Origin of the sequence: Neisseria sp. HMSC064E01 (assembly GCF_001808875.1) — a bacterium.
GTDB classification, from domain to species: domain Bacteria; phylum Pseudomonadota; class Gammaproteobacteria; order Burkholderiales; family Neisseriaceae; genus Neisseria; species Neisseria sicca_A.
The window spans coordinates 10516-16556 of sequence record NZ_KV794968.1 but is presented as its reverse complement, the minus strand read 5'-3'; the positions used below and the strand labels follow the sequence as shown (position 1 = coordinate 16556).

Here is a 6041-nt window from a genome sequence, read left to right as displayed (position 1 = left end):
CGTACTGGTTTAAAGTTAATCCACTATACATTGTCAGTGTTGTTTTTAATTGTTGTACTTTGGCGTTGGGAAAATCGTGACGACTGAAATTTTCAGACGAGCTGAACGCATAAACCGACATTCTGAAGTTTTATTCAATCTCAAAATATAAACATGAAATATTTATCCGCTTTACTGCTTGCCCTGTTTCTGCCTAATCTAGCTGTCTCCGCACCTGTAACCAACAGCAAAGGCGAAGAGGTATTTCTATTTGATTGGCACAAACAACCTGCTTTCAAAAAGCTTTGGCACGAACAAGTCGGTAAATATGCACCCAAAGCCCCCATGCACAATTGGGTGCGCAAAATGGCTGGTCCCATGCCGCCGCTGGAAAGTGTGAAAATCGGCGGTAAGACCTATTACTACACCAATATGTGTCAACCGCATAATTGTGCAAGCAACCGAATGCACATTCTGACCGACAAACAACATATCGTTGCTTATCATGTGGTTTATACAGAAATTGATTCTCTCGGAACAAATCCGGATCAAATCTACATTTACGGTAAGCCCACTAAGGCAGAATTAAATTTTCTGAAAGCAGAATGGCGTAAAGAACAAAACAATTAAGGTGTCTTTTTTCAGACGACCTTTTCCTTCTTTTCAAATTGAACAATATAAAAAGGTGATTTTATGCGTACCAACTATTGCGGCCTGATCAGCGAGCAATACTTAGACCAAACCGTAACCGTCAAAGGCTGGGTACACCGCCGACGCGACCACGGCGGTGTGATTTTTATCGACCTGCGCGACCGCGAAGGTATCGTCCAAGTCGTGATTGACCCCGACACGCCCGAAGCGTTTGCCACTGCCGATTCCGCCCGCAACGAATACGTTTTGAGCATTACCGGCCGCGTGCGCAACCGTCCGGAAGGCACGACCAACGACAAAATGATTTCCGGCAAAATCGAAATCCTTGCCAAAGAAATCGAAGTCTTGAACGCCGCCGCTACGCCGCCGTTCCAAATTGACGACGAAAACATCAGCGAAAACGTGCGCCTGACCAACCGCGTTATCGACCTGCGCCGTCCGGTGATGCAGCGCAACCTGCGCCTGCGTTATCAAGTCGCTATGGGCGTTCGCCGTTATCTGGACGCGCAAGGCTTCATCGATATCGAAACCCCGATGCTGACCCGCTCCACGCCTGAAGGCGCGCGCGACTATCTCGTGCCGAGCCGTGTTCATCCGGGCGAGTTTTTCGCGCTGCCGCAATCGCCGCAATTGTTTAAACAACTGTTGATGGTGGCGGGTTTCGACCGTTACTACCAAATCACCAAGTGCTTCCGCGACGAAGACCTGCGCGCCGACCGCCAGCCCGAATTCACCCAAATCGACTTGGAAACCTCGTTCTTGAACGAGGATGAAATCATGGACATCACCGAAGGCATGGCAAAACAAGTCTTCCAAGACGCGCTGGGCGTGGATTTGGGCGATTTCCCGCGTATGCCTTACGCCGAAGCTATGTTCTACTACGGCTCCGACAAACCCGATATGCGCATCAACCTGAAATTCACCGAGTTGACCGACCTGATGAAAACGGAGGAATTCAAAGTCTTCCGTGGCGCAGCCGACATGAAAGGCGGCCGCGTGGTTGCCCTGCGCGTACCGAACGGCGCGAAATTCAGCCGCAAAGAAATCGACGAATACACCAAATTTGTCGGCATCTACGGCGCGAAAGGTTTGGCGTACATCAAAGTGAACGATGTCAGCAACCTTTCCAACGGCGAAGACAGCGGCCTGCAATCTCCAATCGTGAAATTCCTGTCTGAAAACGCCCTGAAAGAAATTATCGAACGTACCGGCGCGCAAAACGGCGACATCATCTTCTTCGGCGCAGACAAAGCCAAAGTTGTGAACGAAGCCATCGGCGCGCTGCGTATCAAAGTCGGTTTGGAACACGGCGCGGAAAACGGCTACTTCGTGGACGAATGGAAACCTTTGTGGGTTGTCGATTTCCCGATGTTCGAATACGACGAAGACGGCGACCGCTGGGCAGCCATGCACCATCCGTTCACCTCGCCTAAGCCAGGCCATGAAGACCTGATGGCATCCGATCCCGAAAACTGCTTGGCACGCGCCTACGATATGGTGTTGAACGGCTGGGAAATCGGCGGCGGCTCCATCCGTATCCACCGTGCCGACGTACAGGAAAAAGTGTTCGCCGCTCTGAAAATCAGCCCCGAAGAGCAACAGGAAAAATTCGGCTTCCTCTTGGACAACCTGAAATTCGGCGCGCCTCCGCACGGCGGTTTGGCATTCGGTCTCGACCGTCTGGTGACGCTGATGACCGGCGCCGAATCCATCCGCGACGTGATTGCCTTCCCGAAAACCCAACGCGCCCAATGTCTGCTGACCAACGCGCCGAATGCGGTGGACGACAAACAGCTGCGCGAATTGAGCTTGCGCCTGCGTCAAAAAGCGACTGAAAATAAAGAAGCGTAATTTTTAAAAGCAGGTGGGCAACACCTGACAGTCAAAAGGTCGTCTGAAACTTATTACACGGGTTTCAGACGACCTTTTTTATATAGTGGATTGAATTTAATCCACTATAACAGATGTGACAAATGTCAGGAGGCGGGCATTTTCTATTTTAATCCTTCGGCATTCATCACATAATGGGTAAATCCGTCTATTAACTTTAGCCTACTTGAGTAATATCAGCTTATCTTCATAATCCCACGGTAATTTTTTTACATTTCCTTTTTGTCATGCTATTCTCGCCTCCCCTGTATGTATCAGCTTGTTTAATCAAGAAGTTTATTGTTGCAGGCATACAGGTAATATCTTAATTAATTATTGATAAGAGTATAGCTATGAAAAAAATAACTTCCTCCATTCTAACAACCTGTTTTGCAGCGACGGCGGTTATCTCAGCGCATTCCGCGTTTGCATATGACGCTTCCCGCCCTACCTCCGCACCTACACGCAGTACTTTGGACAACCGCAACTTCCCATATTCCATGCCGATTAATCCTAACGCAGCGCGTGACGGCAAACCTTATCTGACAGCACAAGGCGACGTGATGACGCTGTCGGGCGCTACTCTGCCTCCTGCACTTCCTAGTAAACCGACTGCGCCTCCTCTATCTAACCCTGTCGTCAACAATGGCAACTTCCCCCACTCCATGCCAATCGGCAACAATGTTTCGATACCGGACAGCGGCGTCATGAGCACAGCTCCCCAACCTCCTGCCCGTTCTTCTATCAGCAGACCGACTGCGCCTGCGCCTACACGCGCCACAGAAAACCGTAATTTGCCGCCCTACTCTGAGCCAATCGTCGGTATTCGTACTCCAAACACACCTTACAGCGTCATGACCACAGCCGACGCACCTCCTGCCTACAATCCAAACAACGCAGTGGCAAAACCTCAATATACAGTCAAAAATTCCGTCCGCGTTGCTGATGCCGACAACCTGAAAAACAAAGAAATCCTGTTTGTTATCGACAGAATCGAAGGCAAGGGCGAGCGCGTCATCCGTGAACGCCGCATCAATCAGATCGAGCTGTTCAGCCTGAACACTGAAGACGGCAAAGGAAAAGGCTTGCTGACCGTCGGCAAAATCCCGACCGCTTCGGGCAATGTATTCTTCGGCGAATGGGCGCCTGCTTCAGAAGCCGCCGCTACTGCGCATGTCAAAGGCAACGCGCATCCTGCCTGGTTCTATGGCAAAAACCCAACCGGCAGCACCAAAGGCTTGGCGACTGCAACTTACAACGTAGTCGGTGTCAACGGTCATAAAGCCGGCGAACGCGATATCTATACCGGTACCGTCAAAGCCTATTTCGGTTCGGGCGACAGCGGCAGCATGACCGGCAAACTGGCGCGCCATACCGACACTCTGGACTTTGCCGGCGTGAAAATCGACAACCGCAACGGTACTTTCGCCTCTGATGCCGCCCGCAACCGCGAAGGCATCAAAGGTCAGTTCTACGGTCAAAATGCCGCCGCATTGGCGGGTATTGCGACCCGTGGTACGGAAAACCGCGCCGACGACATCTCCTTCGGCGGTATAAAACAATAAACCGTCGATAGAACAACGGGGAAGGCGCGGATTGCCGTGCTTTCCCCGTTTTATGGCAAGCTGCGGACGGATTTCCGCGGCTTCCGTTTTCAGACGACCTTTTGTGCTTCTCATTACCTCAAGGGTCGTCTGAAAACAGAAACAGATTACAAACAAAGCGATATTCAAAATCGCATCTTTTCAGACGACCGCTCCGCTTCACCGCAAACCCGCCTCGTCCGAAATTTACCCACCACACACCAACCCGAAAGAAAACGAATGAACAAATCCTGCCTCCTCCTGCTCGCCCTACTGCCCCTGTCCGCCCACGCTGACAGCGACGACCTGCGCCGCCTGTCTGAAGAAAACGGGCGCGTGCAGCAGCAATATCGGGAAAGCGGCTGGCTGGACGGCGGCACACCCGCAGGCGATATCGAAAACGACGACGCATACATCCGCATCGGTGGTCAAATTTACACCGTAGGCAACAATACCGAAGAGCTGGAAAGCGCGATTTATCATGCCATTAACGAACGCCAATGGAAAAAGGCAGAACGCTTCGCTACACGCTACGCCGCCCTGCCCGACCATAATCCCGCCCTGCCCAAATTGGTGCTCGGTTTGAAACAACGCGCCGAAGGACGCCTCGCCGAAGCCTTACGAAACCTGCAATCGGCAGAAGCACTCGACCCCGCCAACCCGCGCATCCTGCTCGAAACCGCGCGCCTTTATACCGAAGACAACCAAAACCGCGAAGCCCGAAGCGCATTCGCCCGCGCCCAAGCCGCCGACATTCCCGAAGAAACCCGCGCCCTGATCGGACAATACCTCGGCGAAATCGACAAACGCAGCCGCTGGCACGGACAAATTGGCATCGCTTACGGCTACAACAGCAACATCAACCAATCCGACGGCTCCGTCCGCTGCATCCTGCCGCTTGACGGCCAATGCCTCGCCTACCAAAACCTGCCCGACCCCATCCGTTCCCCCGTATGGAATTACAGCCTGAGCGCAGGCAAAATCACCCCCATTAAAGGACACCACAGCCTCAAAACCAACCTCCTCGCCTACGGCACGCACTACCGCCGCAAAGACACAGACGCCGCCCTGTCCGACTACGGCAGCCAAACAGGCACACTGTCCGCCGGTTACGAATACGCCGACGCACAAAGCCGCCTCTCGCTGATGCCCGTTTACGAACACGAACGGCGCAACCGCCACGCCTACTACAACGCCTACGGCGCCGAAGCCTCGTGGACACATACCTTCAACCCCAAATGGCAGGTCAACGCCGACTGGTCGGGCAAACGCTACCGCCACAGCGGCACCGCGAAAACCTACGCCGCCGACTACACCGAATACCGCACAGGCTTAGGCGCAGAATACGCCCTGACCCCGAAAACCGGCGTGTTCGCAGGCTCCGACTACACCCGCCGCACATACAACGGCGGCACATCCGACCACCGCGAATACACCCTCCGCACAGGCTTATACACCCTGTTTGACAACGGCACCTACCTCAACGCCCTCGTCATGAAACGGCGCAACCTCTACGACCGCGCAGGCATCGCCGCAGACGGACAAAGACGCAGCGACCGCCAAACCGTCTGGCTCGCCGCCGCAGGCTTCAGACAATGGCACATCGGCGGCTTCTACCCCGAACTGCGCTTCAAACACACCACCGTCAAAAGCAATTCCGTGTTCTACCGCTACCGCCAAAACGAAATCATGCTGGGCGTGAAGAAACAGTTTTAAAACGCTTTTGCCGAATGAACGAAAACATGAACAAGGTCGTCTGAAAATAAGAGTTTTAGATTTCAGACGACCTCGTTTAATAGGTTCAAATGGTAGCCAACACCCTACCTGCCACAATCTTCATCCACTCCTTTCTCCTCCCCTGCAATCTCCCCTTCTCCCGTCTGGCGAGAGAGGGCTGGGGAGAGGGTGGCTCTACAGGCTGCTCGAATTTGATTTTTCCCAAACAAAAAAGCCACCCCC

The 6041-nt window shown here is 53.0% G+C and carries 4 protein-coding genes; all 4 read left to right on the top strand.

Annotation, left to right across the window (positions count from 1 at the left end; all coding sequences use genetic code 11):
- The first annotated feature begins 153 nt into the window (after window positions 1–153).
- The 4 genes from HMPREF2572_RS11200 to HMPREF2572_RS11185 all read left to right on the top strand — a co-directional run bounded on the left by HMPREF2572_RS11200 (window position 154) and on the right by HMPREF2572_RS11185 (window position 5798).
- Window positions 154–609, top strand: coding sequence for an Ivy family c-type lysozyme inhibitor (locus tag HMPREF2572_RS11200; protein ID WP_070498700.1), 456 nt, complete (start codon window positions 154–156; stop codon window positions 607–609).
- Window positions 610–672: 63 nt separating this feature from the next.
- Complete coding sequence (gene aspS / locus HMPREF2572_RS11195) at window positions 673–2481, top strand: aspartate--tRNA ligase (protein ID WP_070498698.1); 1809 nt, start codon at window positions 673–675, stop codon at window positions 2479–2481.
- 371 nt (window positions 2482–2852) lie between these two features.
- Window positions 2853–4064 (top strand): Slam-dependent surface lipoprotein, encoded by a 1212-nt coding sequence (locus HMPREF2572_RS11190; RefSeq protein ID WP_070498696.1) that lies wholly within the window; start codon window positions 2853–2855, stop codon window positions 4062–4064.
- A gap of 258 nt (window positions 4065–4322) precedes the next feature.
- On the top strand, window positions 4323–5798 hold the full coding sequence (locus tag HMPREF2572_RS11185; RefSeq protein ID WP_070498694.1) for a surface lipoprotein assembly modifier: 1476 nt from the start codon (window positions 4323–4325) through the stop codon (window positions 5796–5798).
- Window positions 5799–6041 lie beyond the last annotated feature (243 nt).

Bases quoted from the DNA above. Each gene is read 5' to 3' on its own strand.
- HMPREF2572_RS11185 (WP_070498694.1), top strand. From the start codon at position 4,323: ATGAACAAATCCTGCCTCCTCCTGCTCGCCCTACTGCCCCTGTCCGCC.
- aspS (WP_070498698.1), top strand. From the start codon at position 673: ATGCGTACCAACTATTGCGGCCTGATCAGCGAGCAATACTTAGACCAA.
- HMPREF2572_RS11190 (WP_070498696.1), top strand. From the start codon at position 2,853: ATGAAAAAAATAACTTCCTCCATTCTAACAACCTGTTTTGCAGCGACG.
- HMPREF2572_RS11200 (WP_070498700.1), top strand. From the start codon at position 154: ATGAAATATTTATCCGCTTTACTGCTTGCCCTGTTTCTGCCTAATCTA.